Source organism: Butyricicoccus sp., from assembly GCF_977037065.1.
This window is the reverse complement of record NZ_CDRQNY010000006.1, coordinates 14,103-40,944: the sequence shown is the minus strand read 5'-3', so window position 1 is coordinate 40,944 and position 26,842 is coordinate 14,103. Positions and strand designations below refer to the sequence as shown.

Below are 26,842 nucleotides of genomic sequence, written 5' to 3'. Positions count from 1 at the left end.
AAAGGATTTTTTCTTCCGTGTCTTTCTCAACCGTTTCGCAGTGCCAGATACCGGACTGCTACACAGACGGTTTGCTCTCTGCTGAGTGCGGCACAAGGTGAATTGCCCGAAGGGCAAGAGAAGGTCCCCTGGGGGATAACAGTGCCGCACAAACTCTTAACGTGTTGTGTTGGAAGGCACCTACGCAGTTAAATGTGGTGAATGTCTAAATTCGCAGGTGCCGTGCGTAGTAACAGGCTAAAGAATTGCGCGACCCGTCCGCAGACGGCGAAATCCCCGACAGATAAACGAATCACCATCAATCCAATATCGCAGGAATAAAAACGCTCACAGGCAGGAGGAAAGAACGAATATGCCGAAGAAATTTTTAGAGGCTGGCAAGATCGTCGGCACGCACGGCGTGCGCGGTGACCTGAAGGTGCAGAGCTGGTGCGACAGCCCTGAGGTGCTGTGTGACTTTGACACGCTCTATCTGGACGAAAAAACGCCTGTGACCGTCGAAAAGGCGCAGGTTCACAAGAATGTTGTGCTTATGCACATCAAGGGCATTGACACGGTCGAGGCCGCCGAGGCGATGCGAAACAAGGTGCTCCACCTCGACCGCGAGGACGTAGAGCTGCCCGAGGATCTCGTGTTCATTCAGGATATTCTGGGCTTCAAGGTGTTCGATCTGCGCGTTGACCGCGTAATCGGCCGCATCCGTGACGTACTGACCAGTAATCCGGCGCATGATATGTACGAGATCGCCGGTGAGGACGGCCGCCTGATCTACATTCCGGCCATCAAGCCGTTCCTCAAGGAGATCGATATGGAAGCCGGCGTGATCTACGTTGAGAGCATCGAGGGCCTGATCGAATGAAAATCGACATTATGACGCTGTTTCCGGAGATGATCAACGCGGTTATGCGCGAAAGCATTATCGGACGCGCCCAGGACAAGGGTGTTGTCGAGGTCAAGGCGACCAACATCCGCGATTATGCGCTCGACAAGCACCACAAGGCGGATGACGCGCCCTACGGCGGTGGACGCGGACAGGTCATGCTGGCTGAGCCGCTGTATCTGTGCCATCAGGCGCTGAGTGCCGGCGAACATGTGCACACGGTGTTCCTCTCTGCACAGGGACAGCCGTTTAACCAGCAGAAAGCGCGTGAGCTGCTCGCGAAGGAGCACTTTATTCTGGTCTGCGGCCATTATGAGGGCATTGACCAGCGCTTTATTGACGAGTGCGTGGACGAGGAGATCTCCATCGGCGACTTTGTGCTCACCGGCGGCGAGATCCCCGCGATGGCTGTCGCGGACGCGGTATGCCGCATGGTGCCGGGCGTTCTGCCGGACGAGGAAGCGTTCACGGCGGAAAGCCACTGGGATGGTCTGCTCGAGCATCCGCAGTACACCCGCCCGGAAAACTGGCGCGGCAGGGAAGTGCCGGAGGTGCTGCTCTCTGGCCACCATGCAAACATCGAAGCATGGAGACGCGAAATGAGCCTGCGCCGCACGAAAAAGGATCGGCCTGACCTGTTTGCGCAGTTTCAGCCGCAGGATAAGCGGGATAAAAAGATTCTCGATAAAATTCACAGCGATGAGCGGTAAAAAGAACCCTTCGGGGTTCTTTTCAGTCTGTCAAAAAAGTATTATTTTAATTTTTACGCTTCGTGCGGCAGCACGCATAAAATAGAATTTGCGAAGCAAATTCATAAATTCCGGGAGCATGTATCTCGGAATTTATACAAGGGAAGAAAAAATGTGCCCGTAGGGCGCGGTTTTTCTTCAGTATTCGCTCGAAAGCGTGGTTTCGAGCGAGAGGCTGCTCGGAAAACGATAGTTTTTCGACAGCCTCAAAAGAACCCTTCGGGGTTCTTTTTTGTTGCGCAAACGCGAAAAGAGAGCCTGCTTACACAGACTCTCTTTTCGGACAGCTCCAAAAGGAAAATTATGCGTTTGTATCATTGGACTGCTCGAGTGCGGCCTGTTCGTCCGCAAGAGCAGCTTCGCGCTTTTTCTCCAGACGCGAGCCGATAAAGTAGCCGACAGCGGCTACAACGACCGCCCAGACGGTTGTGCTCGGGGATTTCGCCAGAATATCGCCCAGACCGGTACCCTGCATCTTCTCACCGAGAATACCGACCAGTCCGCACAGGATATAGCCGACAGCGGCGCCCAGACAGGTCAGCTGGAACACATGGCGTTTCATGCCGAAGATCTTCACATCGGCAGGATCAATATCTTCTTCTTCCTCTTCTGGTTCCGCGTCGAGGATGGCGGGTGCATTTTCATCCTGCGCAGCGGGCGGGGTATCTTCGGCTGCGGCAGGCAGGGTTTCCTGCTCCTGCACATCGGAAACCGCCTGTTCTTCGTCCAGCGGCTGCTGGTTTTCGCTCATAGCGAGCACTTCCTCTCTTTTCCGGAGAAACGGCGATGGGTCACATCATATTGTTATTGCGCGTGCTCTCGGACGGAATGATGATCGCGGCGATAATATACGCCAGGATACCCGAACCGCCGAGGAAGCATACAAGCGCCCATGCCAGACGGATCAAAGTCGGGTCGAGATCAAAATATTCCGCGATGCCGGCACAGACACCGCACAGCATGCGGTTGGATTCACTGCGATACAATTTCTTGCCATTCATCGTAAAGTCTCCTTTTCTTTTATCATACGTTGTTTTGTGGATTTCGTCAAGTTACATCTTGACCCTGTGCATCTTGAGGAACAAGGCCGACCTCGTATTTGCTCAGCAGGTCGATGCGGCCGCTGCCGCCGACGGTCGCGTTCAGGTCGAGCGAGAAGTCGAGCCGATAGGACTTCGTTTCGGTATCATAGCGGTTGTCATACAGTGCCGTGCCGCTGCCGTCCTCGTTGAGCTGCACCAGAGAAGTGCCGTTCAGCGTGACCGGACCGCCGTTTGTATGCGCCTGTATATGGCACCGGCTCAGATTGAATTCCAGCAAGGATGCCGAAATGTTTCCGGTGTTGGTGTAAAGGTTGATGTTCTGTGCATACAGCCCGTTGGTCGTCAGCGTGCCGTCCTGCGTGGAGAGCTTGATGCTGTCTGCGCTGAGGTTATCCTCGATGAACAGGTTTGCGGACTGCGTACAGGCAATGTCTATCTCACGGAACGATGTGCTGTCCCGCGGGATAATGAGGGTGACAGTGCCGCTGTTCGCCCAGATGTTTGCTGTCCATTTGCCGTTTTGGGTAAAAGAGCTGGTCGCAACGCTGTAATCGCCGTCCAGCGTAAAGTCCGTACCCGCGCCGGATACATACAGTATCTCAAAATCGCCGCCCTTGAGCGTCAGGTCGATACTGGTGATATGGTCGAGCGACTGCTTGGGCAGGCTGTAACCTTCGATGGCATTTCGGCGGGTTTCGAGGTAATCCTGCACCCAGCCGGTGTCGTAATCGCTGTCGATTTCATCATCCGGAGAAACATAATGATCGCGGATATTCTCAACCGTATCGGAAAAATCGCGTGCGGCATCGCTGAACGGATGCAGCGCACCATTATAGTACACGCTGTAAAACTGTCCGCCGAGCACATGACCGACCGTTGTCAGTCCGAGTCCGAGCACCAGCACGGCAGCGCAGGCAATAATGAGCTTTTTCATACATTTCCACCTCCTGTACGGCGGCATCTGTTGCGAATCCAGTTAAACGGCGCACGCAGCACGGCGACAAAGGCGCGGAACACCGGCGGCACAAACAGAATGCTCAGCTTGATGGACAGCAGTCCGAGCAGGATACCGGCGGCAAAGGCAGCCAGTCCGTTGCCGAGTGTGACGAGCGCGTTCGCCGGTGTCGCCCACAGTGTGCAGGACAGCACGGTAATCACGGCTCCGCCGCAAATCAGCGCAAGCGGAATGCCGTACAGAATGAGCAGTACAGCGAAAATCACCGCGAGCACGGTCGCAACGATCGCCAGAAGCACGCCAAGCACGGTTGCACCTGCGCCGAATACGAGCGGCAATCCAATCGGGATGGCGAGCAGCACCAGCACAATCAGCAGCAGTGGACTGATACCGCGCCAGCGGCGCTTCTCTTTTATCGGCTGTGTATGCGGTACAGCGGTCAGTTCACGGTAGTCCGCAAGGATTTGCGCCGCAACCTTTGCCGGCTCGCCGAGTTCCTCGATGGCCTTCGCCTCGTTTTCCGGGCCTGCGTCATCAAAATATTCTTCGTAATAGCGCAAAGCGTTCGCGCGTTCCTCCTCCGGCAAAACCGAGAGCGCACGCCGCAGCGCTGCCATGTAATCTGCTCTGTTCATTCGTTCACCCCTCCAAAAAAGATCGTGTCGATCCCGCTGCGGTAGTTCTGCCAGTCGATGCGGTGCTGCCGCAGAGCGGCTCTGCCGTGCTCGGTGATCTGGTAGTAGCGTCGGTTGCGGCCCGCATAGGCTTGATCGTAGGTGGTCAGGCAGCCGTCCTTCATCAGCCGCCGAAGTACCGGATACAGCGTAGATTCGGAAATATCCAGTACCTTTTGTACGTCCTGCGTGATACGGTAGCCGTAGGTGCTTTCTCGCTCGACTACGGCAAGCACGATGCCGTCCAGCAGGGAGGACGAGATGGGATAGGACATATGGAATCCTCCTCTCCTGTGTTTCTAATAATATTATATTGGATATAATATAGTCCGTCAACGGGTATATCAAAAATAACTATGAAGGAATTGTAAATTTTGTGGGATCAGTGCAGGAAAAACACTGTTTTCGCATTGTATTCGCCGGAAAGATAGCGTATAATGGTATCTGTATAAGTATGGGCAGAGGAAACGAACGAAAGGGCGAATCTGATAAATGAAACTGGCTGTATTATTCGGCGGTATTTCGAGTGAGCACGACATCTCGTGCCTGTCTGCCGCTTCTATTTTGCGAAACCTGAATAAAGATAAATATGAAATCTATCCGGTCGGCATCACCCGCAGCGGCGAGTGGTTCTACTGCCCGGACTGTGATCCGGACCGTGTAGAGAGCGGTGCGTGGGAGCGCATGACCGGCAAGGTAAAGGTCGTTCTCGCACCCGACCGCGGCATGCACGGCATGGTGCTGCTCCGTGAGGGAGAGATCGAGATTGTCCGTCTGGACTGCGTATTCCCGGTGCTGCACGGCGTCGGCGGCGAGGACGGCACGATGCAGGGTCTGCTCGAGCTGGCCGGTATTCCGTACGTCGGCTGCGGCGTAGCTGCAAGCGCGAACACGATGGATAAGGCGCTGACCAAAAAGGTCGTTGAGGGCACCGGCGTCCGTCAGGCGCGGTACTATCTGGCGCTGAGATATGACTTTGAGCGCAATGCCGAGGCAGTAATCGCCGCGGCTGCGGAAACGCTGGGCGCGTTCCCGGTATTCGTCAAGCCGTGCTCGCAGGGCTCGTCCGTGGGCGTTGCCAAGGCGAACAATCTGCTCGAGCTGGCCGAGGGCCTGACCGAAGCCTTTAAGCTGGATACCAAGGTGCTCGTCGAGGAGTTCATCGACGGTCACGAGGTCGAGTGCGCTGTGCTCGGCAACCTCGAGCCGCAGGCCTCTACGGTCGGCGAGATCGCTCCGACGCAGGAGTTCTACACCTTTGACGCCAAGTACAAGGATGAAAGCTCGCGTCTGTACATTCCGGCACATATCACCGAGGAGCAGATTGCGGCCGTCCGTCAGGACGCTGTCCGCGTTTACACCGCACTCGGCTGCCGCGGCCTGTCGCGCGTAGACTTCTTTGTCACCCACGACAGCGGTGAGGTCGTTTTCAACGAGCTGAATGCGATTCCGGGCTTTACCTCGATCAGCATGTACCCCAAGCTGTTTGATTACGAGGGCATCGGTTATGCCGAGCTGCTCGACCGCCTGATCTCTCTGGCACTGGAGGAGCATCATGGATAAGCGTGCAATCGGCGTATTTGACTCCGGCTTGGGCGGTCTGACCGCCGTGCGCCGTCTGCACGCCCTGATGCCGCAGGAGAATATCATCTATTTCGGCGATACCGGCCGTGTGCCGTACGGTACGCGCGGCCGCGATATCATTACCAAGTATGCGAGGCAGGATGTGGCGTTTCTGCGCCAGTATGACCTGAAATCCATCATCATTGCCTGCAACACCGTGTCCGCTATCGCGCTTGACCTGCTTTCCGAGGAGAACGACATCCCAATCATCGGCACGGTCGAGCCTGCCTGCCGCCGCGCCATGACCATGACGCAGACCGGCAGAGTCGGCGTGATTGGCACGGCGGCCACCATCCGTTCGGGTGCATACGAGAAGTATCTGCACAAAAAGGACGGTACGCTCGACCTGTTCACGCAGGCGTGTCCGCTGTTCGTGCCGCTGGTCGAGAACGGCCGCGTGCACCGCGGCGATGTGGTCATCGAAACGATCGTGAAGGAATATCTCACGCCGCTGAAGGACGCAGGTGTGGATACGCTGATTCTCGGCTGCACGCACTATCCGCTGCTTGAGGAGGTCATCGGCGACTTTATGGGTCCGGATGTGACGCTCATTGACTCGGGCGCCGAGGCGGCAAACCTCGCTTCCACGCAGTTTGACCCGAACGAGGGCACGGGTACAACGCAGTATTTCGTTTCGGACGATCCGCAGGGCTTTGACCAGCTCGCCGAGCTGTTCCTGCAGGAAAAGGTCGATGTCGGTGCGGAGCTTGTGGATATTTCCCGCTATTAAGGAGCATAGAGATATATGAAGAAGGACGTTTGGCTGACGATTTCCTCTCAGCAGCAGTTTGCGGGCTGTGACGAGGAGAACATCGACCTGCAAACCGCTGCCACGCTGTACGAGCGCGGCGGAAAATATTACATCGCATACGAGGAAAGTGAACTGACCGGACTCGAAGGCACCAAGACCACCGTCAAGCTGGACGGAAAAACGGTTGCCCTCATCCGCACGGGTACGTTTCCCTCGCACATGCTGTTCGCCGAGGACGAGCGCCATGTCGGTCTGTATCAGACGCCGGTCGGCAGCGAAATGGCTATCGCCACCCACACCTCGCGGGTGCACAACACCATCGGCGAGAACGGCGGACACCTTATCATTGACTATACGGTCGAGGTGGACAACTCTCTCATGGGAGAACACCACTTTGAGATGACGGTATCGACCAAACCGAACATTCAGGTCGTTTAACAAAGTAAAAATAAGAGATTTTAGATATAGGAGTGTACACATGAACGCATACGAAATCGCACGCGCCGAAGCAACCCGCGTTGTAGAAGCGGCGTACCGCAAGGCTGTAGCCGCAGGCGAGCTGCCTGAGGGCACCATTCCTCCGGTTGCAGTAGAGACCCCGAAGGATTCCTCCAACGGCGACTGGGCATCCACCTTTGCCATGCAGTGCGCAAAGCCGCTGCATATGGCGCCGCGCAAGATCGCGGAGAGCATCGTAGCCAACCTCGATCTCGAGGGCAGCTGCTTTGACACCGTGACCATCGCAGGCCCCGGCTTTATGAATTTCACGCTGAATCAGGGCTGGTACGAGCAGGCTGTCCGCGGTGTATTCGCTATGGGTGAGAATTACGGCCGTACCGAGAGCAAAAAGCCGGAAAAGGTCATGGTAGAGTTCGTTTCCGCCAACCCGACCGGCCCGATGCACATGGGCAATGCACGCGGCGGTGTTCTGGGCGACTGCCTGTCCTCGGTTCTGGACTGGTCCGGCAACGACGTTACCCGTGAGTTCTACATCAACGATGCAGGCAATCAGGTAGACAAGTTCGCGCACTCGGTCGAGGGCCGCTATATCCAGGAGATCAAGGGCGAGGACGCCATCGAGTTTGACGCTTCCTGGTATCAGGGCGACGACATTAAGGCGCTGGCGCATGATCTGGTAGAGCAGTACGGCGACAGCCTGCTCGAAAAGACCCCGGAGGAGCGCTTCGCCGTTATCGAGGGTTACGGTCTGCCGACCAACATTGCCCGCATGGAGCGCGACCTCAAGCGTTACAAGATCAACTACGACGTATGGTTCCGCGAGTCCACTCTGCATGAGAGCGGTTACGTCAAGGAGACCATCGACATGCTGACCGCCAAGGGCGCAACCTACGAGACCGAGGACGGCGCACTGTGGCTCCGTTCGACTGACTTCGGCTGCGACAAGGACGACGTTCTGCGCCGTGCAAACGGTTTTTATACCTACTTTGCGGCGGATATTGCCTACCATCGCAATAAGTTTGAGAAGCGCGGCTTTGACCGTGTTATCAACATCTGGGGTGCTGACCATCACGGTCATGTAAAGCGTCTGCAGTGCGCTCTGGACGCACTCGGACTGGACGGCTCGCACCGTCTGGAGATCGTGCTCATGCAGCTTGTCCGCATGATGCAGGGCGGCGAGGTTGTCCGCATGTCCAAGCGTACCGGCAAGAGCCTGACCCTGACCGACCTGCTCGACGAGATTCCGGTAGATGCAGCGCGTTTCTTCTTCAATTCCCGCGCGGCGGAGACCCAGATGGAGTTCGACCTTGACCTTGCTATCAAGCAGGATTCCGACAACCCGCTGTACTATGTGCAGTACGCGCACGCGCGTATCTGCTCCGTGCTCAAGAACGCACAGGAGAGCGGCATTGCGCTGCCGGATACCGGCAAGACCGATCTGTCCGTGCTGACCGGCGCAGATGAGCGTCAGCTCATCAAGCAGGTTGCTCTGCTGCCCGAGGAGATCGTGCAGTCCGCTGTCAGCCGCGATCCGTCGCGCCTCAACAAATACGCCGTTGCACTGGCGCAGCAGTTCCATCATTTCTACAATGCCTGCCGCATCAAGGATGCCGAGCCGACTGTCCGTGATGCGCGTCTGACCCTGTGCCTGGCAGCAAAGCAGACCATTGAGAACGTGCTGAAACTCATCGGCGTAGATGCACCGGAGTCCATGTGACAACGTATAGGGGACTTCAAAAGTCCCCTATATACGAAGTATGGTTCCGGAGAAACCATACTTCGATACCCGAATGACGCGCTCCAAGAGCGCTGGGTCGGGGTAACAAAACCCACGCACATGTCGCGGGTTTTGTTGCGGCGCATGCGCCGCTGATTGAAAGCCGCTGTGTAACGGCGGCCGTCTGCGGACGGGACCAATGGCTCGGTTTTTCGGTAAAAAACCTGCCATGCGGTTACGTTTTGCAAGCAAAACGGATTTTTTGCCGCGCTGAGCGCGGAGGAGAACCACATGAAAAAATTAGCCAAAAGATTAGCGGCACTGGCGATGACGGCGGCAATGATGACCGCCTCCGCCGGTGCGATCACGCAGGACGGACAGAGCGAAACGTGGTTTGACGGCGTTTGGGCGCTCATTGATGCTTTCGGCCTCAAGGCAGAGCATGATCCGTACGTTCTGCAGAACTATATCAATAAATATCTGGAAAAGCATCCGGATGAGATGTATGACGTACTCAACGACATTCTCTCGCTGCTCGATACGCATTCCATGTATCTGTCGAGCGAGGAGTATTCGCAGGGATTTTCGACGCTTGAGGGCTTTGTCGGCATCGGTGTCGGCCTGCAGGAGACAGAAAACGGCGTACAGATCGCGGAGGTCATGCGCTATTCAGCGGCGGAGGAAGCAGGCCTGCAGATTGGCGATCTTATCGTGAAAATCAACGGTGAGGACGCAACCAAGCTGAAAAATGCCGATGTAGCATCTAAGCTGCGCGGCGAGGAAGGCACGTCGGTCAAGCTGACCGTGCGCCGCTACGGACGGGACATTACCGTTACCTGTGAGCGCCGTCAGGTCAACCGCGTGTACGTTTCCAACAAGACGATGGCGGACGGTGTGGAGTATATCAAGGTCAGCGCCATCGGCTCGCAGAACGACTGGTCGGCGTTTTCGGAGATTTGGGACAGCCTGCCGTCCAAGAACACCCGTGCGGTCATTCTCGACCTGCGCGGCAACGGCGGCGGCCTGATCGACGCGGCGCTCAAAATGGCGAATGCTATGACACCGGTCAAGGATGCAGAGCTTGCCGGCGTCCGCTACCGCGATGATATGGGCGGCCTGGAGCAGACCTATTCGACCGGCAACGCGCTGCCGCTGGGCAAGATTGTCGTTCTGGTGGACGGCGGCACGGCTTCCGCGGCGGAGCTGCTGGCAGGCAGCCTGCAGGACACCGGCTCGGCAACGCTCATCGGCAGCAAGACCTACGGCAAGGGACAGGGTCAGTTCCACATTGATCTGGTAAACGGCGACAAGCTGGTCATCACCACGCTGGAACTCGAGCTGCCCAAGCAGGGCTGCTGGGAAGGCGTCGGCCTGACGCCGGATATCCAGCTGGAAAACCGCAAGGTTACGGTCAATACCAAGGACCTGAAACCGCTCGATACGAGCACAACCCTGCGTTTTGGCGACAGCTCGGACGCGGTTTACGCCATGACCGAGCGTCTGTCACTACTGGGGCTGCTCACCGAAGCAACCGGCAGGTATGACGGCGACGTAGCGGACGCGGTAGCGTCCTTCCGGGCGGCTTACGATCTGCCTGCGGCGCTGTATGCGTCTCCGGAGATGCTGAGTGCACTGGACGAAGCGGTTACCGCGCTGAACGGCCAGACCTATCTGGTGGACGATCAGCTGCAGAGCGCACTTGAAATGTGCAGGCTGGCGGCGGCAAAACCGCAGCAGTATACCGTTAAGAGTGACGGCAGCTGGACGAAAAAGTAAACTTTATCAACTGAAATATGAATATTTTTCATCTTCTTAGGAGGAAGAACAACCTTGGATATTCCTTTATGTCAATCCGAGCATAAACCGCAGCTTTTGCTGAACGATCCGGCGGCAATTCCGCTGTATCATACTGCGCCTGAGCGGTTTGCAGGCGCGCTTGCACCGAATGCCGAACTGTGTGATGCATGGTCTGAAGAACTGGCACCGCTGCCGGTCGGCATGGCGCTCGAGTGCCCGCCCGAACCCGATGCTGAGCACTGCGAACGCCCGATCACCATGCACTATATTGAGCAGTGCAAGGATGCCTTTCGTCCGCTGCTGCACGACGATGCGGCGTTCTATTATCTGCATGGCGCGCCGACGTTTCCGGCACTGCGTGCCGCTGTGCTGGCTCTGGGCGATCTGTGCGGCCGAACGGTAATTGCGGAGCTGCAGGTGGAGGACGATGAAGGCCATCTGCCGGACGGCACAGATGTGCGGGCAGCTATCGGTGTGCTGCAGCGCATTGGCGTTACGACTGTGCTGATCAGCGCACACGATCCCGAATCGCTGACGCAGGCGCTCGAAATCGCGGCGCCGTATGCGCGGCTGTCGCTCGGCGTGTGCATGCACGCGGACTGGCTGCCTCAAACCACACTGTACAACACCGAGGTCATTGTGCCCGACATTACGGAAGCATTCGTCGCAGCGCTGCACGGCAATCAGGTGGCGTGCAAAACGCTGCCGCGCGATCACGATGATTTTATCTGTGCGCCGGATGGCAAGCACGCGCATTTTATCGCTCCGACCATCGACATTTCGGACGAGATCGAGTGCGGTCCGCATCTGGATGAGGATCTCATCGAAGCCGAGGATGATTCGGGCGCGTTCAAGCTACTGCTCGAAACCGAAGAGGATGTTGTCACACTGGAGGAATCCCGCTATATGATCTCGCGTCCGCTGTGCCTGTGCGCGGAATCTGCCGACCTGCTCGAGCAGGGTCTGCGGGTTTTTCCGGGACTGGCACTGTATGACGGCACATGGGAGCAGGAAGACGCGGTCATTTCGTACTTCGAGACGAAATACGGCATGATCCGCTTATAGGGGACTTCAAAAGTCCCCTATATACGAAAGACGGTTCCGGAGAAACCGCCTTTCGATACCCGAATGACGTGCCCCAGGGGCACTGGGGCGGGGAAACAAAACCCACGCACATGTCGCGGGTTTTGTTGCGGCGCAATGCGCCGCGGATTGAATGCTGCCGCAGAGCGGCAGTCGCCTGCGGGCGGGACCAAAGACTCGGTTTTCTGGACGAAAACCGGTCTTGTAGTTGCAATTATGCAAGCAAATTGTTATTGAATACCGCGCGGAGCGCGGTTATCTGGATAGGAAAGGCAGGGTGGAACCTATGGACTGGAGAGAAGTTACGATCTACACGACGACCGAGGGCATCGGTCCGGTCGAGGCACTGCTCGAGGACAACGGCGTAGAAGGCTATGTGCTCGAGGATGCGGCGGATTTTGAAGAATTTCTCAAGGACACCGAAATATACTGGGACTATGTAGACGAGGATCTCGTGCGCGAGAAGCGCGCGCAGGAAACCTGTCTGAAGATCTATCTGCCGGACAGCGACGAGGGTGCAAAGCAGTACGCGGATATCCGTGCCGCGCTGGAAAACCTCAAGGCACGCGATGAGGAGCACGCCTGGGGCCGACTGTGTACCGAAACCGCGCTGACCCGTCAGGAGGACTGGGAGTGGGGCTGGAAGCAGTATTTCAAGCCGTTCCCGGTGGGACGCGGCTTTATGATCAAGCCCTCGTGGGAGACGGTTGAGGACCCGCAGGGCCGCCGTATTCTTGAGATCGACCCGGCGTCGTCCTTCGGCACCGGCAGCCACGATACGACCCAGCTGTGCATGATGGCGCTCGAGGATGCGGTAAAGCCGGGTGACAAGCTGCTCGATATGGGCACCGGCTCGGGTATTCTGGCCATTGCGGCGGCTATGCTCGGTGCGGATGTGCAGACTATCGTCGATATCGACGAGAACTGCCTGAAAACTGCACACGAAAATGCAGAAAAGAACCATGTTGAGATCGGCAGGGGGCTGTGCGGCGACGCGCTGCGCGACCCGAAGCTTGCCGAGGACATCGGCGGCGGCTACGACGTGATCGTGGCGAACATCGTGGCTGATGTCATCATCGGCATGTCGCCCATGTTTGCGGATAAGCTGGTCAAGGACGGTACGCTGATCTGCTCCGGCATCCTCAACGAGCGTGCCGAGGAGGTGCGCACGGCGCTGGAAAAGAGCGGATTTACGATTCTTTCGCACGAGAAGAGCGATGACTGGAGTGCTTTTGCTGCGAAAAAGTGATTTATTTCAGGATTCACGGAATGTTCACTTGCCAAACGGCTGTTTTTTTGCTAAAATAGGAAAGGTTATTTGATTATTATGCCTCGATTTTTTGTCGATCAGCAGCCGCAGGACGGCGTGCTGACCCTTACCGGAGAAAACGCGCATCATGCGGGACGTGTTCTGCGTCTGCGTGTCGGCGAAGGTGTTACCCTGTGTGACGGTGCCGGAATGGATTTTGACTGCACGGTGGAAGCCGTGGAGAAGGAAGCCGTGACCTGCCGGGTCGTAAGCTGCCACGCGGCGGATACCGAGCCGAAGCAGGCTATCACGCTGTTTATGGCGCTGCCTAAGGGCGACAAAATGGAATTTATCGTGCAGAAGGCGGTAGAACTCGGCATCAGCCGTATCGTGCCGTATCTGTCCAAGAATTGCGTTTCCCGACCGGATAAGACCGAAAAGAAGGTGGAACGCTGGCGTAAAATCGCTGCCGAGGCAGCAAAGCAGTGCGGCAGAGGACGTCTGCCGGAGGTGGCAGCCGTTGTACCGGTCGCTCAGGCGATCATGCAGGCGGCGCAAAGTGAAACGGCACTGTTTTTCTACGAAAACGAGAAGCGGACCGGTCTGCACGACGCGCTTGCAGGCGGTGTCAAGGACACGGTTTCGCTGATGGTCGGGCCGGAAGGCGGCTTCGATCCGGCTGAGGCAAAGGCAGCCGTGGACGCGGGACTGCAGAGCGTTTCGCTCGGCACACGCATCCTGCGGTGTGAGACTGCGCCGATTGCGGCGCTTGCGGCCGTGCTCTATGCCGGCGGCAACATGTGAGAAGAAATAAAGGGAGTGTTAAACATTGGCAAAAAACAATGTGGGTAAAAAGCCAATTTCTCAGGAAGAGTATACCACCAACAAGGTACTCGCGGTATTCAGCGTGTGCCTGCTCGGCGTGCTGGTGCTGATGATCCTCGAGCGTCTGTTGGGCTACAGCAACACCTGGAAGACCGGCGTGCTGGTAACGCGGGTGCTGCTCGGCGTGGGCATTGTCGGCGCGGCAGCCGGCATTATCATGCTGGGACAGGAGCATGCAGGCAAGCGCAGCAGCGTGCGCCGCATCGTATGCGGACGCAATATGCTGATTGCAAGCATCGTTGCCATCGTATTCCTGACTGCGATCAACTACTACGGCACCATGCCGATCAAGGCGATGTATGTTGTTCTGCCGGTTCTGGCAGTGTATTATCTGGTGTATCATTCTTATGCGCCGGAATTTTTCCTGATTGCAGTAGATACCGGTGTGGGTGTTGCGGCGATGCTGGTGATTCATCGTGCACTGGTTTCGGCTAACCATACGTGGATGTCCACCGTGGCGGTAGCAGGTACCGCGGTGCTGGCGCTGATCCAGATCGGTGTTACGGCTTCTCTGCGCCGCAAGAAGGGCAAGTTCACCTTCCGCGGCAGCAAGATCGACACCCGGTTCAGCAAGAACGCGTACCTGATGCTCACCATTACGCCGATCGTGATGGTAGCGCTGACGGCGGTCGTTGTAGTTGCGGCAAGTCATGTCATGATCGCACTGGGTGCGGCAGCGGCATATCTGTTCATCACTGCGGTATATTACACCGTGAAGCTGATGTGATAATTGCATTTTTGTCGAAGCGCGGCGCGTTTTGACGGTTAGACAGCGGGCGGCGCAGCCGCCCGCTTTGTCATACCCGAAGGAGGGGACGTATGAGACGATTTTTCGGCTTTCTGCTGACCATGACTCTGCTTGGCGGCGGTGCATTCTGGCTGCCGTATCTGCAGGCGAAGCCGGTGGATAATGTCTATCAGGCGGCAGATCTGCTCCGGCAGGACGCGGAGAACGGCGGAAACGGCGTTGCCTTCCGCGAGGACAACGTGGACGCGGACGAGGTGTACCGGGCACTGGAGGCGCAGTATCCATACGCATTCGCGCTGCACGCGGTAACACGGCCGAATAAGACCATTGAGCTGAACACTGAGGTTTCTCGGCAGGCGCGGCAGGAGCAGGCGTGGGAGTACGCCAGGGTTCTGGCGGCAGGCTCGGTTTCGCAGACCATGACCGCAGAGGAGAAGCTGCGTGCGCTGCACGATACCCTCATCCGCCAGTGTGAGTACGATGTGGATACGGCAGAGGAGGACGCTCCGGACGGCTCGGCACCCGCTTTCGCGGCAGACGGCGCGCTGCTCGATCATAAGGCTGTGTGTGCCGGTTACGGCCGCGCGTATGAGATGCTGTGCAAGGCGGCAGGCATTCAGGTCATCTATGTCGCATCCGAGGAAATGAACCACGGCTGGAATGCTGTGCGGTTGGGCGGCACAACATATTACATCGACTGCACGTTTGACGACCCGATTCCGGACAGAGGCGAATATGTATCCGATCAGTATTTTATGCTCACCGGAGAAGAACTGGCGCAGACGCATACCTGGAATGAGGCGTTTTACGAACAGCTTCTGGACAGTCTGGAACAGGGTGGGAAATAGCGGAAAAATCGGTTCCAAAACTTTTTCAAAAAAATTTAAAAAAAGGTGTTGACATTTACTCGATTATGGACTATACTAAACAAGTCGTCAGCGAGCGGGCGATAACAACGGAAAAGGATATGGCGGTATAGCTTAGTTGGCTAGAGCGTCCGGTTCATACCCGGAAGGTCATTGGTTCAAGTCCAATTACCGCTACCATTTTCCCTTGGCCCGTTGGTCAAGCGGTCAAGACACCGCCCTTTCACGGCGGTAACGGGGGTTCGATTCCCCCACGGGTCACCACTTGGAAGTTTAGCTCAGCTGGGAGAGCATCTGCCTTACAAGCAGAGGGTCAGCGGTTCGAGCCCGTTAACTTCCACCACGAAAACCACTCACGAAAGTGAGTGGTTTTTATTTTTGTTTTTTAGGAGCACCGACTTTCCGGGGCATACGAGGCGCGCAGCGCTACGTTCTGTCCGGGCGGCACCTTTTCCTGCACGGGTAGACCGGGGGACCTGAACCGCGCAGGCGGTTCACCCTTTCCGGGCGGGAGGTTTTTCGCTTGAAATCAAGCGAGGAGTTGCGCTCTGCGGAGCGCGGAGATTCGCCGCGCCCCGCGGCGGGGCAAGAGGGTAGACACCAAGGTTTCTACCCTCTTAACTCCCACTTCCTTTTGGGAGGGTCTGGCGCAGATTGCCGACATGTGACCGCTGCGAAACAGGGGAACGGCAGTCGGGTTACCGCAGCGTGTCTTTCTCCACCTTTTCGCAGCGGTCACATATAGGAAATCTGCGCCAGATTAGGAAGCAAGGGAAAGGTAGGAGTTCAAAGAGGAAGGAAAACCGTAGGTTGTCCTTCCTTTTTGCCCCCGCCGCGGGGCGCGGCACGTTCCCGCCGTCCGCAGACGGCGAATCCCCCGCTGAGGTTCAGCGGAAAACTCTCAGCCCGGAAAGGGACGAACACGCTTGCGCAGTTCGAGTACCCCGCTCAGCCGGTGCTGAGAAATGCCGCCCGGATAGGGCGAACCGCCTGTGCGGTTCGTGCATCCTAGCGGGTCGGTGCCGGAATAGCCTGCGTTGCGGTTAAACCGCCGCAACTTCACATAAACTACGTTTGCGTTACTCCCACATATACGGTATAATATAACCCGTTAGACAAACTTTTCCGGAATCGAGGGAAATTATGCAACAAGTGACCCGAAAAACGCTGGGTGAGGGAATCAATCTCACCTGCGTGACCACACCGAAGTTTAAGCGGGCAGTGCTGCGTGCGATGCTGGTGCTGCCGCTTGGCGGCGAGGATGCCGCGCTGCGCGCGTGTCTGCCGCAGGTTTTGCGCCGCGGCACGGCCAAGCTGAACGATATGCAGGCGTTCGGCACCGCGCTTGACGAGCTGTACGGTGCGCGTATTGAAGCTGCAGTGCGCAAGGAGGGCGAAAACCTGTGCATCGGCTTTCTGTCCGACTGTATTGATGAGGCTTATGCACCGGGAGCCGACGGCCTGACCGCCGGTGTGATCGGTCTGCTGTGCGATCTGCTGTACGATCCGTATCTGCAGGACGGCCTGTTCTGCGCCGCCTATGCAGAGGGCGAGCGCGGCAACCTGATCGACCGCATTGCTGCACTTAAAAATGATCCGCGTTCGTGGGCGCCGCGCCGGCTGAATGAGATCATGTGCGAAAACGAGGACTACGGCAAGTCCGCGCTCGGTACGATCGAGCAGGCGGAGCGCATTACGCCGGAAACGTTGTACGCGGCCTATCGCCGTGCGCTGAGTGAGGCGCAGGTGGAGCTGTTCTACTGCGGTACGATGATGCCGGACGAGGTGGAAGCGCACTTCATGGCAACGCCGCTGGCCCAGCCGCGCGAGGGCACGCTGTATCAGCCGCACACGGTCGTGCAGGCGCGGCCTGCCGGTGATGTTCGTGAGGTCGTTGAGGATGCCGAGGTAACCCAGGGCAAGCTGTCGCTCGGCTTCCGTACCGGCGGTGCATCACTGACCGGCGGAGAACCGGCGGCGTACTGGATGTTCCAGACCATCTACGGCGGCTCGACAAGCGCGAAGCTGTTTCTCAACGTACGCGAGAAAAAGTCGCTGTGCTACTATGCAAGCGCACAGTTTGTCGCCTCTAAGGGACTGATGATTGTCAACTCCGGCATTGAGAACAGAAATTTCGAGGTCGCACGCGATGAAATCCTGCACCAGCTGGATTTGTGCCGCAAGGGCGAAATTACGGACGCAGAACTCGAAAGCGCACGCAAAACGCTGGTCAACGGCTGGCGCACCATGCTCGACGACCCGCTTACACTCGAGCGCTACTGGATGGGACAGGCGGCTGCAGGCACGCTCGTATCGCCCGAGGAGCGCATCGAGCAGGTGACCGACATCACGCGCGAGCAGGTCATTGCTGCGGCACAGAGCACAGCGCTTGACACGGTATTCTTTATGAAGGGAGCGGCAAAATGACAAAGAATTATTCCGCTCTGCACGAGAGTATGCAGACCCGCACGCTGGCAAACGGTCTGCGCATCTGCTATCTGCCCAAGAAGGGTTTCAGCAAGACCTTCGCCATTCTGGCGACCGATTTCGGTTCGGTGGACGCATCGTTCACCTTTGAGGGCAAGCGGTATGACACACCGGCAGGCGTTGCGCACTTCCTTGAGCATAAGATGTTCGAGGATGAGGACGGCAATGCACTGCAGAAATTCGCACGCACCGGTGCAAGTCCGAACGCCTTCACAAGCCACACCATGACGGCGTATCACTTTTCCTGCACCGACCGGTTTGAGGAGAATCTGAAGATTCTGCTTAAATTCGTGTTCACGCCGTACTTCACGGATGAAAACGTGGAGAAGGAACGCGGCATTATCAATCAGGAGATCCGCATGGTAGAGGACACACCCAATTGGGAGGTGTTCGTCGGCGCGTATGAGGGCCTGTACCGCAATCATCCGGTGCGCGTGTCCATTCCGGGCAGCGAGGAGAGCATTTCGCATATTACACCGGAGCTGCTGTACACCTGTCACCGTGCGTTTTACAGTCCGAAGAACATGGCACTCGTGGTGTGCGGCACAGCGGACTTCGATCAGGTATGCCGCATGGCAGAGGAGATTTCACCGCAGGACGCACCCGAGATCGGTCAGCGTCATTACGGCGAGCGCCGCGCGGAAGTCCATCAGCCGGTGGTGATGCGCAAAATGCAGGTGTCGCTGCCGCAGTGCATGGTCGGCTTTAAGGACGAGCCGGTTCCGGCAGGCGAAAGCCGCCTGCGCCGCAGTCTGATTGGTGATCTGGCGGTGCGTATTCTGTGCGGCGATACCTCTCCGCTGTATGCAAAGCTGTACGAGAAGCGGCTGCTCGGACGTGATTTTGATGTGGATTATTCGCTCATTCCGGATGGCGCATGCGCGATCCTCGGCGGCGAGAGCCGAGATCCGGCGGCTGTGCGCGAAGCACTTGAGCGGGAGACTGCACGGCTGGCGCAGGAGGGCATCGAGCCGAAGCTGTTCCGCCGTATGAAGAACGCGCTGTACGGCATGCGTTTGCGTATGCTGGATGTGCCCGATCTGTATGCACGGCAGGAGATCGCTTCTGTTTTTGCGGGCGAGCATTATCTGGATTTTGCCGGGCTGTTTGACACCATCCATGCGGAGGATGTGCAGGAAATGCTCCGCCGCTGGGCACAGCCGAACCGCTCGACCATGTCGGTGGTAGAGCAGAAGTAACGATAGAAAGAAGAAAGATCATGGAACACGCAATTTCATTTCCGGCGCTCGGACTGGATTTTAACATCAACCGTGTCGCCGTCAATCTGTTCGGCAAGGATATTTACTGGTATGGCATTATTATCTGCCTGGGCTTTGTGCTGGCGGCGCTGTATGTCAATCGGCGGACGAAGGAGTTCGGCGTTACGTCGGACAATCTGATGGACTGCCTGATCATCTGTGTGCCGGTCGGCATCATCTGCGCCCGTATTTACTATGTGGCGTTTGAATGGGGCTATTACAGCCAGCATCCGAATGAGATCATCGCCATCTGGAAGGGCGGCATTGCGATTTACGGTGCGGTCATCGGTGTTGTGATTGTACTGGCGGTGTACAGCAGAATTAAGAAATTGTCGTTTGCCAGCCTGTGCGATCTGGCGGCGTTCGGTCTGCTGATCGGTCAGTGCATCGGAAGATGGGGCAACTTTGTCAACGGTGAGGCACATGGCGGTGCAACCTCTCTGCCGTGGGGCATGAGCATTGACGGCGCCTCTCCGGTGCATCCGACCTTCCTGTATGAGTCACTGTGGAATCTGGTGGGCTTTATTGCACTGCATTTCTACTCGAAGAAGCGCAAGTTTGGGGGCGAAATGGCACTGCTGTATGTAGCGTGGTACGGTCTGGGCCGTGCGTGGATCGAGGGCCTGCGGACGGACAGCCTGTATCTCGGCCCGGTGCGCGTATCGCAGCTGCTGGCCGGCATAAGCTGCATTGCGGCGATTGTTGTGCTGGTACGGCAGTATAACCGCATCAAGGTTGAGAAGGCATTCTACGCGCCGGAGCAGGACAAGGCGGACGAGAAAAAAGGCGAATAACATTTCACGATAAAGGAGAACGACAACATGAGTGCAGTAAGAATGGACGGCAAGGCACTGTCCGCGAAGGTGCGCGGCAGCATTCTGGCAGAGACCGAAGAACTGAAAAAGCAGGGTGTAACGCCGGGTCTGGCGGTTATTATCGTCGGCAACGATCCGGCGAGCGAGATTTACGTCCGCAATAAGGAGCGCGCCTGCGAGCAGTGCGGCTTTTACAGCGAGAAGTACGCGCTTCCCGAGGAGACCACGCAGGAGGAACTGCTCGGTCTGATCGCACAGCTGAACGAGAGCCCGGCAATTTCGGGCATCCTGTGCCAGATGCCGGTACCGAAGCATATTTCCGAGCAGGCGGTCATCGACGCCATTGACCCGAAGAAGGACGTGGACGCGTTCCATCCGGTCAATGTCGGCAAGATCATGGTCGGCAATTTTGATTTCGTGCCGTGCACGCCCGCGGGTGTCATGGAGCTGCTCGACGAGTACAAGATCGACCCGAAGGGCAAGGAGTGCGTCGTGGTCGGCCGCTCGAATATCGTCGGCAAGCCGATGAGCATGCTGCTGCTGCACCGTCACGGTACGGTTACCATCTGCCACAGCCGTACGCAGGATCTTGCAGAGGTGTGCCGCCGTGCGGATATTCTGGTAGCCGCTGTCGGCAAGGCAGGCTTTATTACGCCGGATATGGTCAAGGAGGGCGCAGTGGTGATTGACGTTGGCATCAACCGCAACGCCGAGGGCAAGGTTTGCGGCGATGTGGCGCCGGAGGTTATGGAAAAGGCCTCTTACATGACGCCGGTTCCGGGCGGCGCCGGTCCGATGACCATCACCATGCTGATGAAGAATACGCTCAAGGCGGCAAAGCTCCAGCACGGCATTCAGTAAACAAAAACCGCCCGTATCCGGGTTGACAATCCGGGTGCGGGCGGGTATACTAAAGATAACGAAAGGCGCTGCCGGTAGACGGTCAGCCCCTAAAGAAAACGGAAGAAATAACCGCAATCATTGGGAGTGAGAGGCGGTTATTTCTTCTTTGGTCCTAAAATACGCTCAATAAGTACAAGTATCACTACAAGAATTACGAGATATTCCATAAAACCACCCCCTTTACAGGGGCAAGACTTAACCGCCTACCGCAGGCGCGGCAGCACCTTTCTTAACGACAAGTATAACAGAAATCGACTGCTTTTGCAATCCCACCAAATTTCGGCGGGATTGTTTTTATTTTGTAAATTAGAAAAGATTGACCTTTGTCCGGATTCATTCTATAATAAAGCTAATGAGTTAACCGCAACATACGGTTTATCACGTCAGGGGAGGACGAATATAATGGATATGAAGAAGCTTGCCGGCGATAAGGCGGCAGAGTATGTAAAGGACGGCATGGTTGTTGGTCTGGGCACTGGTTCCACTGCGTACCACATGGTAAATGCAGTAGGCGAGATGGTAAAGAACGGCCTGAAGATTCAGGCGATCCCGACCTCCAAGGCTACCGAGGCGCAGGCGCGTGAGCTGGGTATCCCGCTGCTGACCATCGACGAGCTGGATCATGTTGATCTGGCAATCGACGGCGTAGATGAGATCGACCCGCAGTTCAACGCCATCAAGGGCGGCGGCGGCGCGCTGTACCGCGAGAAGGTCGTTGCATCCATGGCGAAGGAAGTTATCTGGATCATGGACGAGTCCAAGTTGGTAGACAAGATCGGCGCTTTCCATCTGCCGGTTGAGATCGCACAGTACGGCTCCAAGCAGGCGATGGAGCGCATGGCAGCTTACGGCTGGAATCCGGTTCTGCGTGTACGCGACGGCAAGACCTTCGTTACCGATAACGGCAACTTCATCGCGGATCTGCACCTCGGCGCAGGCTTTGACATTCAGGACGTTTACTCCAAGCTGACCGGCATGCTCGGCGTGCTGGAGCATGGTCTGTTCCTCAACATGTGCAAGCGCATGATCGTCGGCCACTCCAACGGTGAGGTTCAGGTCATCGAAAATCCGTCCAAGTAAGCGCAGCTGAAAGGCAGGAGAATTAATGATGGATCAGAACGATCAGAACGACCGCTTCGACAGATTCGACCGCTTTGAGCCGGACTTCAGCCGGTTCGAAAGTGCCTCGGACCACAGTGAGCGCTCGAGCAGCCTCGACCGCAGTGAGCGTCCCGCACGCACAGGCAGACGTCAGCCGGCACGTCCGGTGCGTTCCGGCATGCGTATGGGCAAAGGCAAGCCGATGCGCAGAGCATCGGTCAAGCTGAATTACCGCATGGTGCTCTGCATTGCCGTGCTGGTACTGCTTTTGCTGACGATCATCTTCGGCGGACTGTTCAAGTCCCGCGGCAGTAAAATTGCGGACCTGAACTCGCAGATCGAAACACTGAATAAGGATAAGGACAATCTGTCCGCACAGATTGGTGCGCTGACGCAGGAGAATCAGACCCTGCAGAGCAGCATCACCGCAACGCTTCCTGCGGCTAAGACCGCAGAGACCAACAGCATCGTGGATCTGATCCCGATGCTGAACGACGGCGTTTATGTAGTACAGAGCACCGGCTCGCAGCTTCGCTACATCAGCGTTCCGAAGGGCTATCTGCAGGACAAGCTGGGCGAGTACCGCGATGACGCTTCCGGCTATGCCGCTTCCACCGGCGATGCACCGATCTGCCAGTACTATGTGCTGTTCACCGACCGCGTGATCGGTCTTGCAGAGGGCGACACCGGCTTTGTCAGCACCGACCGCAGCGCAACCGGCTCGACGAGCACGATTCCGTCCGGCTTCTATGATTTTGTTGCTTCGTTCTTCAATAACAGCAGCAATACCACGGCTTCCGGCAGCAGTTCGGGCGATAGCAGCAGCTCGGATAACAGCTCTGACAGTTCGGGCGACAGCAGTGCGTCCGACAATTCGTCTGACAGCAGCGCTTCCTCCGCATCTGCGGATGCAAACGCATAATCTGCGGAAAAATTAAAAAAATCAGAGGCATGGACTTGACAGTTCGTGCCTCTTGTGCTATGCTATTAGAAGCCGCATTGTGCATAGGCTTTTGTAAGTGTGTATCAAACGATGCACCGCCGTGCCAAGCGTGACTCTACAACGAAAGAGAGGGAAAACACATGTATGCCATTCTGAAAACTGGCGGCAAGCAGTACAAGGTATCCGAGGGCGACGTAATCTACGTTGAGAAGCTCGGCGTAGAGGACGGTGCTACCGTATCCTTTGATGAGGTTCTGGTAGTAGGCGAGGGTGATTCCATCACCGTAGGCGCTCCGTACGTTTCCGGCGCGGTTGTAACCGGCACGGTTGAGAAGACCGGCAAGGGCAAGAAGATCAACATCTTCAAGATGAAGCCGAAGAAGGGTTATCGCCGTCGTCAGGGTCATCGTCAGCCGTACACCAAGGTGACCATCGCGTCCATCAAGGCGTAAGACCGTGACCAAAGTCACTTTTTCGCTGCAGGAGGATAAAATCCTCGCGGTGGACATTCTCGGCCACGCAGGCTATGCGGAGGAAGGGGAGGACATCGTTTGCGCAGCGATCTCCAGTGCGGTTATGCTGACGCATGCGCTGCTGTATGATGTACAGCATATTCCGGTCGATACTCTCATCGAGGATGACGGGGCGCATATCCGCTTTACGCTGCCGAAAGGCGATGTGGAACGCGGACAGGATGCACTTTGTGCTCTGAAGCTGCATTTTTCCGAACTGGAACAAAACTATTCTGATTTCTTGAACGTAATGGAGGTGCAAGCAGATGCTGAAGATTAGCTTACAGTTTTTCGCTCATAAAAAGGGCGTTGGTTCGACCAAGAACGGTCGTGATTCCGAGTCCAAGCGACTGGGTGTAAAGCGTGCAGACGGTCAGACCGTACCGGCAGGCAACATCCTGGTTCGCCAGCGCGGCACCAAGATCCACCCGGGTGTGAATGTTGGCCGCGGTAAGGACGACACCCTGTTCGCAAAGGTTGAGGGCGTTGTTCGCTTCGAGCGTCTGGGTAAGGACCGCAAGCAGGTTTCCGTTTACCCGCAGTAATTATAGCGTTGCGTATAGGGGGCTTCAAAAGCCCCCTATATTCAAATTCCGGTTCCTTGCGAAACCGAAATTTGATACCCCAACGGCGCCGCACAATGCGGCTGGGTCGGGGTAACAAAACATCCGGCAAAGCTGGACGTTTTGTTGCGGCACGGAGTGCCGCGATTAAATGATTGCGCCGGAGGCGCAATTCGCCTGCGGGCGGGCCGATGACTCGGATTTCTGGACGAAATCCTGTCATGTGGTTGCAGTTTGCAAGCAAACTGGTATTTTATTGTCCCAGACTTCGTCTGGGATTTTGTTGATTTTAGATAGATATTACACCTTTGAGAAGAAAGGAGGACTACCATGTTTATTGATATTGCAAAAATCAAGATCGTATCCGGCAAGGGCGGTGACGGCAAGGTTGGTTTTCACCGCGAAAAGTATGTGGCGGCCGGCGGTCCGGACGGCGGCGACGGCGGCCGCGGCGGCTCGGTCATCTTCAAGGTAGATGACAATCTGTCCACGCTGCTCGATTTCCGTTACAAGAAAAAGTATGTTGCGGCTCCCGGTGAGCCGGGCGGCGGCAAGCGCTGCAAGGGCAAGGATGGTGCGGATCTGATCATTCGCGTACCGCGCGGCACGATCATCCGTGATCAGAAAACCGGTCAGGTCATGAAGGATATGTCCGACAGCGAGCCGTTTGTAGCAGCCAAAGGCGGCAACGGCGGCTGGGGCAACACGCATTTTGCAACGCCGACGCGTCAGGCACCGCGTTTTGCCAAGCCGGGTCTGCCGGGTGTCGAGCGCGACATTATCCTTGAGCTGAAGCTGCTGGCCGATGTCGGTCTGGTCGGCTTCCCGAATGTCGGCAAGTCCACGCTGCTGAGCATGGTCTCGGCGGCGCGCCCGAAGATTGCAAACTACCACTTCACGACTCTGGTGCCCAACCTCGGCGTGGTTTCGGTTGGTGAGGAGCAGAACTTCGTCATGGCCGATATTCCGGGTATTATCGAGGGCGCAAGCGAGGGTGCCGGTCTGGGACACGACTTCCTACGCCATATTGACCGCTGCCGTCTGCTGCTGCATCTGGTTGACGCGGCAGGCAGTGAGGGCCGCGACCCGATCGACGACATTGAAAAGATCAACGCAGAGCTTGCCGGCTACAGCGAGTTTCTGGCAGCGCGTCCGCAGATCATTGTTGCCAACAAGACCGACCTGCTGGGCGATGACCGCGAGCCGGTCGAGAAGATCCGCAAGTACGCAGAGGAGCGCGGCTTCCTGTTTGCGGAGCTGTCCGCGGCGACCAACCAGGGCGTCAAGGAGCTGATGAACCTGACGTGGCATGAGCTGCAGCAGCTGCCGCCGGTATTCATCTACGAGCCGGAGTTCGTTGAGGTCGAGGAGAAGGCCGCAACCGAGAACGACTGGACCATCGAGCGCGACGGCGACGCTTATGTTGTCACCGGTGCATGGGTGGACAAGATTATGGGCTCGGTCAACATCGACGACTACGAATCCCGCCAGTATATGGATCGTATGCTCCAGTCTGCAGGCATTTACGCCAAGCTGGAGGAAATGGGCATCGAGGAGGGCGCTCCGGTCGTGATCGGAGAGTTCGAGTTCGAGTACGTTTACTAAACTGGGTGAAAGAGGACCTTTGGGTCCTCTTTTTTCATATCGTGTGGTTGATTCAGAGTGAAGAGAACGTGCGGGAGTAGTATAATGCAATATCACTAAAAAACCATATCGTCCTATGTTCAATCTGCCAAAGTGGTGCTATAATAAAAGCATAATGCACAAAAGGGGAGTTGACAAACTGTGCAACAACAAAAGAACGATAAAACAACCTGCCTGTTGCTTGCGCTGACCACGATTTTCTGGGGCAGTCTGTACACGGCAAGCAAGGTACTGCTCGATGTGATTCAGCCGTTCACGCTGCTGTGCCTGCGCTACATCATCGCGGCCATCGCCATGACCATCCTGCAGCGCCTGCGTAAGCCCGACCCGAACGGCAAGCCGCGCAGGATCAAGGGCGGCGACTGGAAATACATTATCATGTTTGGCCTGGGCGGCTATGTGCTGTCCATCGGTCTGCAGCAGTACGGCACCAAGCTGGCAGGCGCATCGCTGGCATCGCTCATCAACTGCATGAACCCGATTGCCATCTGCTTCTTTGCGGTGCTGCTGCTGCACGAGCGCATGACGATGAAGAAGGTCGTCTGCATTGTCAGCGCGGTTGCCGGTGCGGTCTGCATCGTCGGCGGAGACGCCGGCGGCGGACATATTCTCGGCATAGCGCTTTCGCTCGGTTCGGTGCTGACGTGGAGCGCGCTGAGTGTGTTCATGCGCTCGTTCTCGCAGAAGTATGATGCGCTGACCGTCACGACCTACGGTATTTATGTTGCCGCTATCGGCACGCTGCCGCTGATGCTCCGCGAGATCATCACCCACCCGGAGATGGACTTCCTGAACGCGAAGTACATCCTTGTGCTGTTTTATGTGGCGATTTTCTGCACGACCATTCCGCATTCGCTGTGGAATTACTGTCTCTCCCGTGCAGAGGCGAGCACCTGTTCTCTGTTTTACCCGATTCAGCCGCTCACCTCGATGGTGCTCGGTGTCCTGCTGCTGCACGAGCACATGACGGTCGGCTTTATTGCCGGTGCGGTGCTTATCGTGTTCGGTGTGCTGTATTCAACACTCGGCAAAGAGAAAAACAGATGAGCCGCCTCGGCCATGCCCGCTGTTACAGGTTAAGCTGAAAAATCCTCCTGTCTTCAAAAGAAGACAGGAGGATTTTTGCAATCATTCAA

The 26,842-nt window shown here is 56.7% G+C and carries 28 protein-coding genes and 3 tRNA genes; 26 read left to right on the top strand and 5 right to left on the bottom strand.

What is annotated here, in order from left to right; all coding sequences use genetic code 11:
* The first annotated feature begins 352 nt into the window (after positions 1 to 352).
* The gene (gene rimM, locus ACWVX6_RS03855; RefSeq protein ID WP_116705292.1) at positions 353 to 859 is read left to right on the top strand and encodes a ribosome maturation factor RimM; all 507 of its coding nucleotides are present in this window, start codon (positions 353 to 355) and stop codon (positions 857 to 859) included.
* A complete protein-coding gene (gene trmD / locus ACWVX6_RS03850; protein WP_188886609.1) occupies positions 856 to 1,590 on the top strand; it encodes a tRNA (guanosine(37)-N1)-methyltransferase TrmD in 735 nt (244 codons plus the stop codon). Before rimM ends, trmD begins: the two co-directional genes overlap by 4 nt.
* Before the next feature lie 340 nt (positions 1,591 to 1,930).
* Here trmD and ACWVX6_RS03845 read toward each other — a convergent pair whose 3' ends face one another.
* The 5 genes from ACWVX6_RS03845 to ACWVX6_RS03825 are packed head-to-tail and all read right to left on the bottom strand — an operon-like array spanning position 1,931 to position 4,576.
* A complete protein-coding gene (locus ACWVX6_RS03845; protein ID WP_118361074.1) occupies positions 1,931 to 2,380 on the bottom strand; it encodes a hypothetical protein in 450 nt (149 codons plus the stop codon).
* 40 nt (positions 2,381 to 2,420) lie between these two features.
* Positions 2,421 to 2,630, bottom strand: a complete 210-nt coding sequence (locus tag ACWVX6_RS03840; protein WP_110435986.1) for a PspC domain-containing protein — start codon at positions 2,628 to 2,630, stop codon at positions 2,421 to 2,423.
* A gap of 46 nt (positions 2,631 to 2,676) precedes the next feature.
* Positions 2,677 to 3,606 carry a DUF4097 family beta strand repeat-containing protein gene (locus ACWVX6_RS03835; RefSeq protein WP_455152398.1) on the bottom strand — a complete coding sequence of 310 codons (930 nt, stop codon included), beginning with the start codon at positions 3,604 to 3,606 and terminating at the stop codon, positions 2,677 to 2,679.
* The gene (locus ACWVX6_RS03830; RefSeq protein WP_119189524.1) at positions 3,603 to 4,262 is read right to left on the bottom strand and encodes a DUF1700 domain-containing protein; all 660 of its coding nucleotides are present in this window, start codon (positions 4,260 to 4,262) and stop codon (positions 3,603 to 3,605) included. Before ACWVX6_RS03830 ends, ACWVX6_RS03835 begins: the two co-directional genes overlap by 4 nt.
* Complete coding sequence (locus ACWVX6_RS03825; RefSeq protein WP_110435989.1) at positions 4,259 to 4,576, bottom strand: PadR family transcriptional regulator; 318 nt, start codon at positions 4,574 to 4,576, stop codon at positions 4,259 to 4,261. Before ACWVX6_RS03825 ends, ACWVX6_RS03830 begins: the two co-directional genes overlap by 4 nt.
* A gap of 217 nt (positions 4,577 to 4,793) precedes the next feature.
* Here ACWVX6_RS03825 and ACWVX6_RS03820 point away from each other — a divergent pair, with 217 nt between their 5' ends.
* From ACWVX6_RS03820 to ACWVX6_RS03705, 24 genes are all read left to right on the top strand, one after another.
* Positions 4,794 to 5,864, top strand: a complete 1,071-nt coding sequence (locus ACWVX6_RS03820) for a D-alanine--D-alanine ligase family protein (protein ID WP_118480915.1) — start codon at positions 4,794 to 4,796, stop codon at positions 5,862 to 5,864.
* Positions 5,857 to 6,654: a glutamate racemase gene (murI, locus tag ACWVX6_RS03815; protein ID WP_455152397.1), complete on the top strand. Its 798-nt coding sequence runs from the start codon at positions 5,857 to 5,859 to the stop codon at positions 6,652 to 6,654. The genes ACWVX6_RS03820 and murI overlap by 8 nt, the downstream gene beginning before the upstream one ends.
* A gap of 15 nt (positions 6,655 to 6,669) precedes the next feature.
* Positions 6,670 to 7,113, top strand: coding sequence for a DUF1934 domain-containing protein (locus tag ACWVX6_RS03810; RefSeq protein ID WP_118361062.1), 444 nt, complete (start codon positions 6,670 to 6,672; stop codon positions 7,111 to 7,113).
* Between the two features lie 40 nt (positions 7,114 to 7,153).
* Positions 7,154 to 8,851 carry an arginine--tRNA ligase gene (gene argS / locus ACWVX6_RS03805; RefSeq protein WP_455152396.1) on the top strand — a complete coding sequence of 566 codons (1,698 nt, stop codon included), beginning with the start codon at positions 7,154 to 7,156 and terminating at the stop codon, positions 8,849 to 8,851.
* A 291-nt stretch (positions 8,852 to 9,142) separates the two neighbouring features.
* Positions 9,143 to 10,627 (top strand): S41 family peptidase, encoded by a 1,485-nt coding sequence (locus tag ACWVX6_RS03800; RefSeq protein ID WP_455152395.1) that lies wholly within the window; start codon positions 9,143 to 9,145, stop codon positions 10,625 to 10,627.
* A gap of 54 nt (positions 10,628 to 10,681) precedes the next feature.
* Positions 10,682 to 11,713: a hypothetical protein gene (locus ACWVX6_RS03795; protein WP_455152394.1), complete on the top strand. Its 1,032-nt coding sequence runs from the start codon at positions 10,682 to 10,684 to the stop codon at positions 11,711 to 11,713.
* A gap of 304 nt (positions 11,714 to 12,017) precedes the next feature.
* A complete protein-coding gene (gene prmA, locus ACWVX6_RS03790; RefSeq protein ID WP_455152393.1) occupies positions 12,018 to 12,980 on the top strand; it encodes a 50S ribosomal protein L11 methyltransferase in 963 nt (320 codons plus the stop codon).
* A 78-nt stretch (positions 12,981 to 13,058) separates the two neighbouring features.
* Positions 13,059 to 13,784 carry a 16S rRNA (uracil(1498)-N(3))-methyltransferase gene (locus ACWVX6_RS03785; RefSeq protein ID WP_455152419.1) on the top strand — a complete coding sequence of 242 codons (726 nt, stop codon included), beginning with the start codon at positions 13,059 to 13,061 and terminating at the stop codon, positions 13,782 to 13,784.
* A 25-nt stretch (positions 13,785 to 13,809) separates the two neighbouring features.
* Positions 13,810 to 14,592, top strand: a complete 783-nt coding sequence (locus tag ACWVX6_RS03780) for a hypothetical protein (RefSeq protein ID WP_455152392.1) — start codon at positions 13,810 to 13,812, stop codon at positions 14,590 to 14,592.
* A 92-nt stretch (positions 14,593 to 14,684) separates the two neighbouring features.
* Complete coding sequence (locus ACWVX6_RS03775; RefSeq protein ID WP_455152391.1) at positions 14,685 to 15,461, top strand: transglutaminase domain-containing protein; 777 nt, start codon at positions 14,685 to 14,687, stop codon at positions 15,459 to 15,461.
* 121 nt (positions 15,462 to 15,582) lie between these two features.
* Positions 15,583 to 15,659 (top strand) — tRNA-Met (locus tag ACWVX6_RS03770).
* Positions 15,660 to 15,668: 9 nt separating this feature from the next.
* Positions 15,669 to 15,743: transfer RNA gene (locus ACWVX6_RS03765), tRNA-Glu, on the top strand.
* A 3-nt stretch (positions 15,744 to 15,746) separates the two neighbouring features.
* Positions 15,747 to 15,822, top strand: a tRNA-Val gene (locus ACWVX6_RS03760).
* Positions 15,823 to 16,622: 800 nt separating this feature from the next.
* A complete protein-coding gene (gene yfmF / locus ACWVX6_RS03755) occupies positions 16,623 to 17,906 on the top strand; it encodes an EF-P 5-aminopentanol modification-associated protein YfmF (RefSeq protein ID WP_455152390.1) in 1,284 nt (427 codons plus the stop codon).
* Positions 17,903 to 19,165 (top strand): EF-P 5-aminopentanol modification-associated protein YfmH, encoded by a 1,263-nt coding sequence (gene yfmH / locus ACWVX6_RS03750; protein WP_455152389.1) that lies wholly within the window; start codon positions 17,903 to 17,905, stop codon positions 19,163 to 19,165. Before yfmF ends, yfmH begins: the two co-directional genes overlap by 4 nt.
* 20 nt (positions 19,166 to 19,185) lie before the next feature.
* On the top strand, positions 19,186 to 20,019 hold the full coding sequence (lgt, locus tag ACWVX6_RS03745; RefSeq protein WP_455152388.1) for a prolipoprotein diacylglyceryl transferase: 834 nt from the start codon (positions 19,186 to 19,188) through the stop codon (positions 20,017 to 20,019).
* A 27-nt stretch (positions 20,020 to 20,046) separates the two neighbouring features.
* Complete coding sequence (gene folD / locus ACWVX6_RS03740; RefSeq protein WP_117751709.1) at positions 20,047 to 20,901, top strand: bifunctional methylenetetrahydrofolate dehydrogenase/methenyltetrahydrofolate cyclohydrolase FolD; 855 nt, start codon at positions 20,047 to 20,049, stop codon at positions 20,899 to 20,901.
* A gap of 444 nt (positions 20,902 to 21,345) precedes the next feature.
* The gene (gene rpiA / locus ACWVX6_RS03735) at positions 21,346 to 22,023 is read left to right on the top strand and encodes a ribose-5-phosphate isomerase RpiA (RefSeq protein WP_110436003.1); all 678 of its coding nucleotides are present in this window, start codon (positions 21,346 to 21,348) and stop codon (positions 22,021 to 22,023) included.
* A gap of 28 nt (positions 22,024 to 22,051) precedes the next feature.
* Positions 22,052 to 22,966, top strand: a complete 915-nt coding sequence (locus ACWVX6_RS03730; protein ID WP_455152387.1) for a hypothetical protein — start codon at positions 22,052 to 22,054, stop codon at positions 22,964 to 22,966.
* Between the two features lie 161 nt (positions 22,967 to 23,127).
* Positions 23,128 to 23,439, top strand: coding sequence for a 50S ribosomal protein L21 (gene rplU, locus ACWVX6_RS03725; protein WP_117489775.1), 312 nt, complete (start codon positions 23,128 to 23,130; stop codon positions 23,437 to 23,439).
* 4 nt (positions 23,440 to 23,443) lie between these two features.
* A complete protein-coding gene (locus ACWVX6_RS03720; RefSeq protein WP_110436005.1) occupies positions 23,444 to 23,779 on the top strand; it encodes a ribosomal-processing cysteine protease Prp in 336 nt (111 codons plus the stop codon).
* A complete protein-coding gene (gene rpmA / locus ACWVX6_RS03715) occupies positions 23,766 to 24,044 on the top strand; it encodes a 50S ribosomal protein L27 (protein ID WP_110436006.1) in 279 nt (92 codons plus the stop codon). The genes ACWVX6_RS03720 and rpmA overlap by 14 nt, the downstream gene beginning before the upstream one ends.
* A 348-nt stretch (positions 24,045 to 24,392) precedes the next feature.
* Positions 24,393 to 25,667, top strand: coding sequence for a GTPase ObgE (gene obgE, locus ACWVX6_RS03710; protein ID WP_110436007.1), 1,275 nt, complete (start codon positions 24,393 to 24,395; stop codon positions 25,665 to 25,667).
* A gap of 180 nt (positions 25,668 to 25,847) precedes the next feature.
* A complete protein-coding gene (locus tag ACWVX6_RS03705; protein ID WP_455152386.1) occupies positions 25,848 to 26,753 on the top strand; it encodes a DMT family transporter in 906 nt (301 codons plus the stop codon).
* Positions 26,754 to 26,842: the final 89 nt, after the last annotated feature.

Bases quoted from the DNA above. Each gene is read 5' to 3' on its own strand.
- rpiA (WP_110436003.1), top strand. From the start codon at position 21,346: ATGGATATGAAGAAGCTTGCCGGCGATAAGGCGGCAGAGTATGTAAAG.
- prmA (WP_455152393.1), top strand. From the start codon at position 12,018: ATGGACTGGAGAGAAGTTACGATCTACACGACGACCGAGGGCATCGGT.
- murI (WP_455152397.1), top strand. From the start codon at position 5,857: ATGGATAAGCGTGCAATCGGCGTATTTGACTCCGGCTTGGGCGGTCTG.
- rimM (WP_116705292.1), top strand. From the start codon at position 353: ATGCCGAAGAAATTTTTAGAGGCTGGCAAGATCGTCGGCACGCACGGC.
- rpmA (WP_110436006.1), top strand. From the start codon at position 23,766: ATGCTGAAGATTAGCTTACAGTTTTTCGCTCATAAAAAGGGCGTTGGT.
- trmD (WP_188886609.1), top strand. From the start codon at position 856: ATGAAAATCGACATTATGACGCTGTTTCCGGAGATGATCAACGCGGTT.
- ACWVX6_RS03785 (WP_455152419.1), top strand. From the start codon at position 13,059: ATGCCTCGATTTTTTGTCGATCAGCAGCCGCAGGACGGCGTGCTGACC.
- folD (WP_117751709.1), top strand. From the start codon at position 20,047: ATGAGTGCAGTAAGAATGGACGGCAAGGCACTGTCCGCGAAGGTGCGC.
- ACWVX6_RS03835 (WP_455152398.1), bottom strand. From the start codon at position 3,606: ATGAAAAAGCTCATTATTGCCTGCGCTGCCGTGCTGGTGCTCGGACTC.
- ACWVX6_RS03820 (WP_118480915.1), top strand. From the start codon at position 4,794: ATGAAACTGGCTGTATTATTCGGCGGTATTTCGAGTGAGCACGACATC.
- lgt (WP_455152388.1), top strand. From the start codon at position 19,186: ATGGAACACGCAATTTCATTTCCGGCGCTCGGACTGGATTTTAACATC.
- obgE (WP_110436007.1), top strand. From the start codon at position 24,393: ATGTTTATTGATATTGCAAAAATCAAGATCGTATCCGGCAAGGGCGGT.
- yfmH (WP_455152389.1), top strand. From the start codon at position 17,903: ATGACAAAGAATTATTCCGCTCTGCACGAGAGTATGCAGACCCGCACG.
- ACWVX6_RS03830 (WP_119189524.1), bottom strand. From the start codon at position 4,262: ATGAACAGAGCAGATTACATGGCAGCGCTGCGGCGTGCGCTCTCGGTT.
- rplU (WP_117489775.1), top strand. From the start codon at position 23,128: ATGTATGCCATTCTGAAAACTGGCGGCAAGCAGTACAAGGTATCCGAG.
- ACWVX6_RS03840 (WP_110435986.1), bottom strand. From the start codon at position 2,630: ATGAATGGCAAGAAATTGTATCGCAGTGAATCCAACCGCATGCTGTGC.
- yfmF (WP_455152390.1), top strand. From the start codon at position 16,623: ATGCAACAAGTGACCCGAAAAACGCTGGGTGAGGGAATCAATCTCACC.
- ACWVX6_RS03800 (WP_455152395.1), top strand. From the start codon at position 9,143: ATGAAAAAATTAGCCAAAAGATTAGCGGCACTGGCGATGACGGCGGCA.
- ACWVX6_RS03810 (WP_118361062.1), top strand. From the start codon at position 6,670: ATGAAGAAGGACGTTTGGCTGACGATTTCCTCTCAGCAGCAGTTTGCG.
- ACWVX6_RS03730 (WP_455152387.1), top strand. From the start codon at position 22,052: ATGGATCAGAACGATCAGAACGACCGCTTCGACAGATTCGACCGCTTT.
- ACWVX6_RS03775 (WP_455152391.1), top strand. From the start codon at position 14,685: ATGAGACGATTTTTCGGCTTTCTGCTGACCATGACTCTGCTTGGCGGC.
- ACWVX6_RS03845 (WP_118361074.1), bottom strand. From the start codon at position 2,380: ATGAGCGAAAACCAGCAGCCGCTGGACGAAGAACAGGCGGTTTCCGAT.
- argS (WP_455152396.1), top strand. From the start codon at position 7,154: ATGAACGCATACGAAATCGCACGCGCCGAAGCAACCCGCGTTGTAGAA.
- ACWVX6_RS03825 (WP_110435989.1), bottom strand. From the start codon at position 4,576: ATGTCCTATCCCATCTCGTCCTCCCTGCTGGACGGCATCGTGCTTGCC.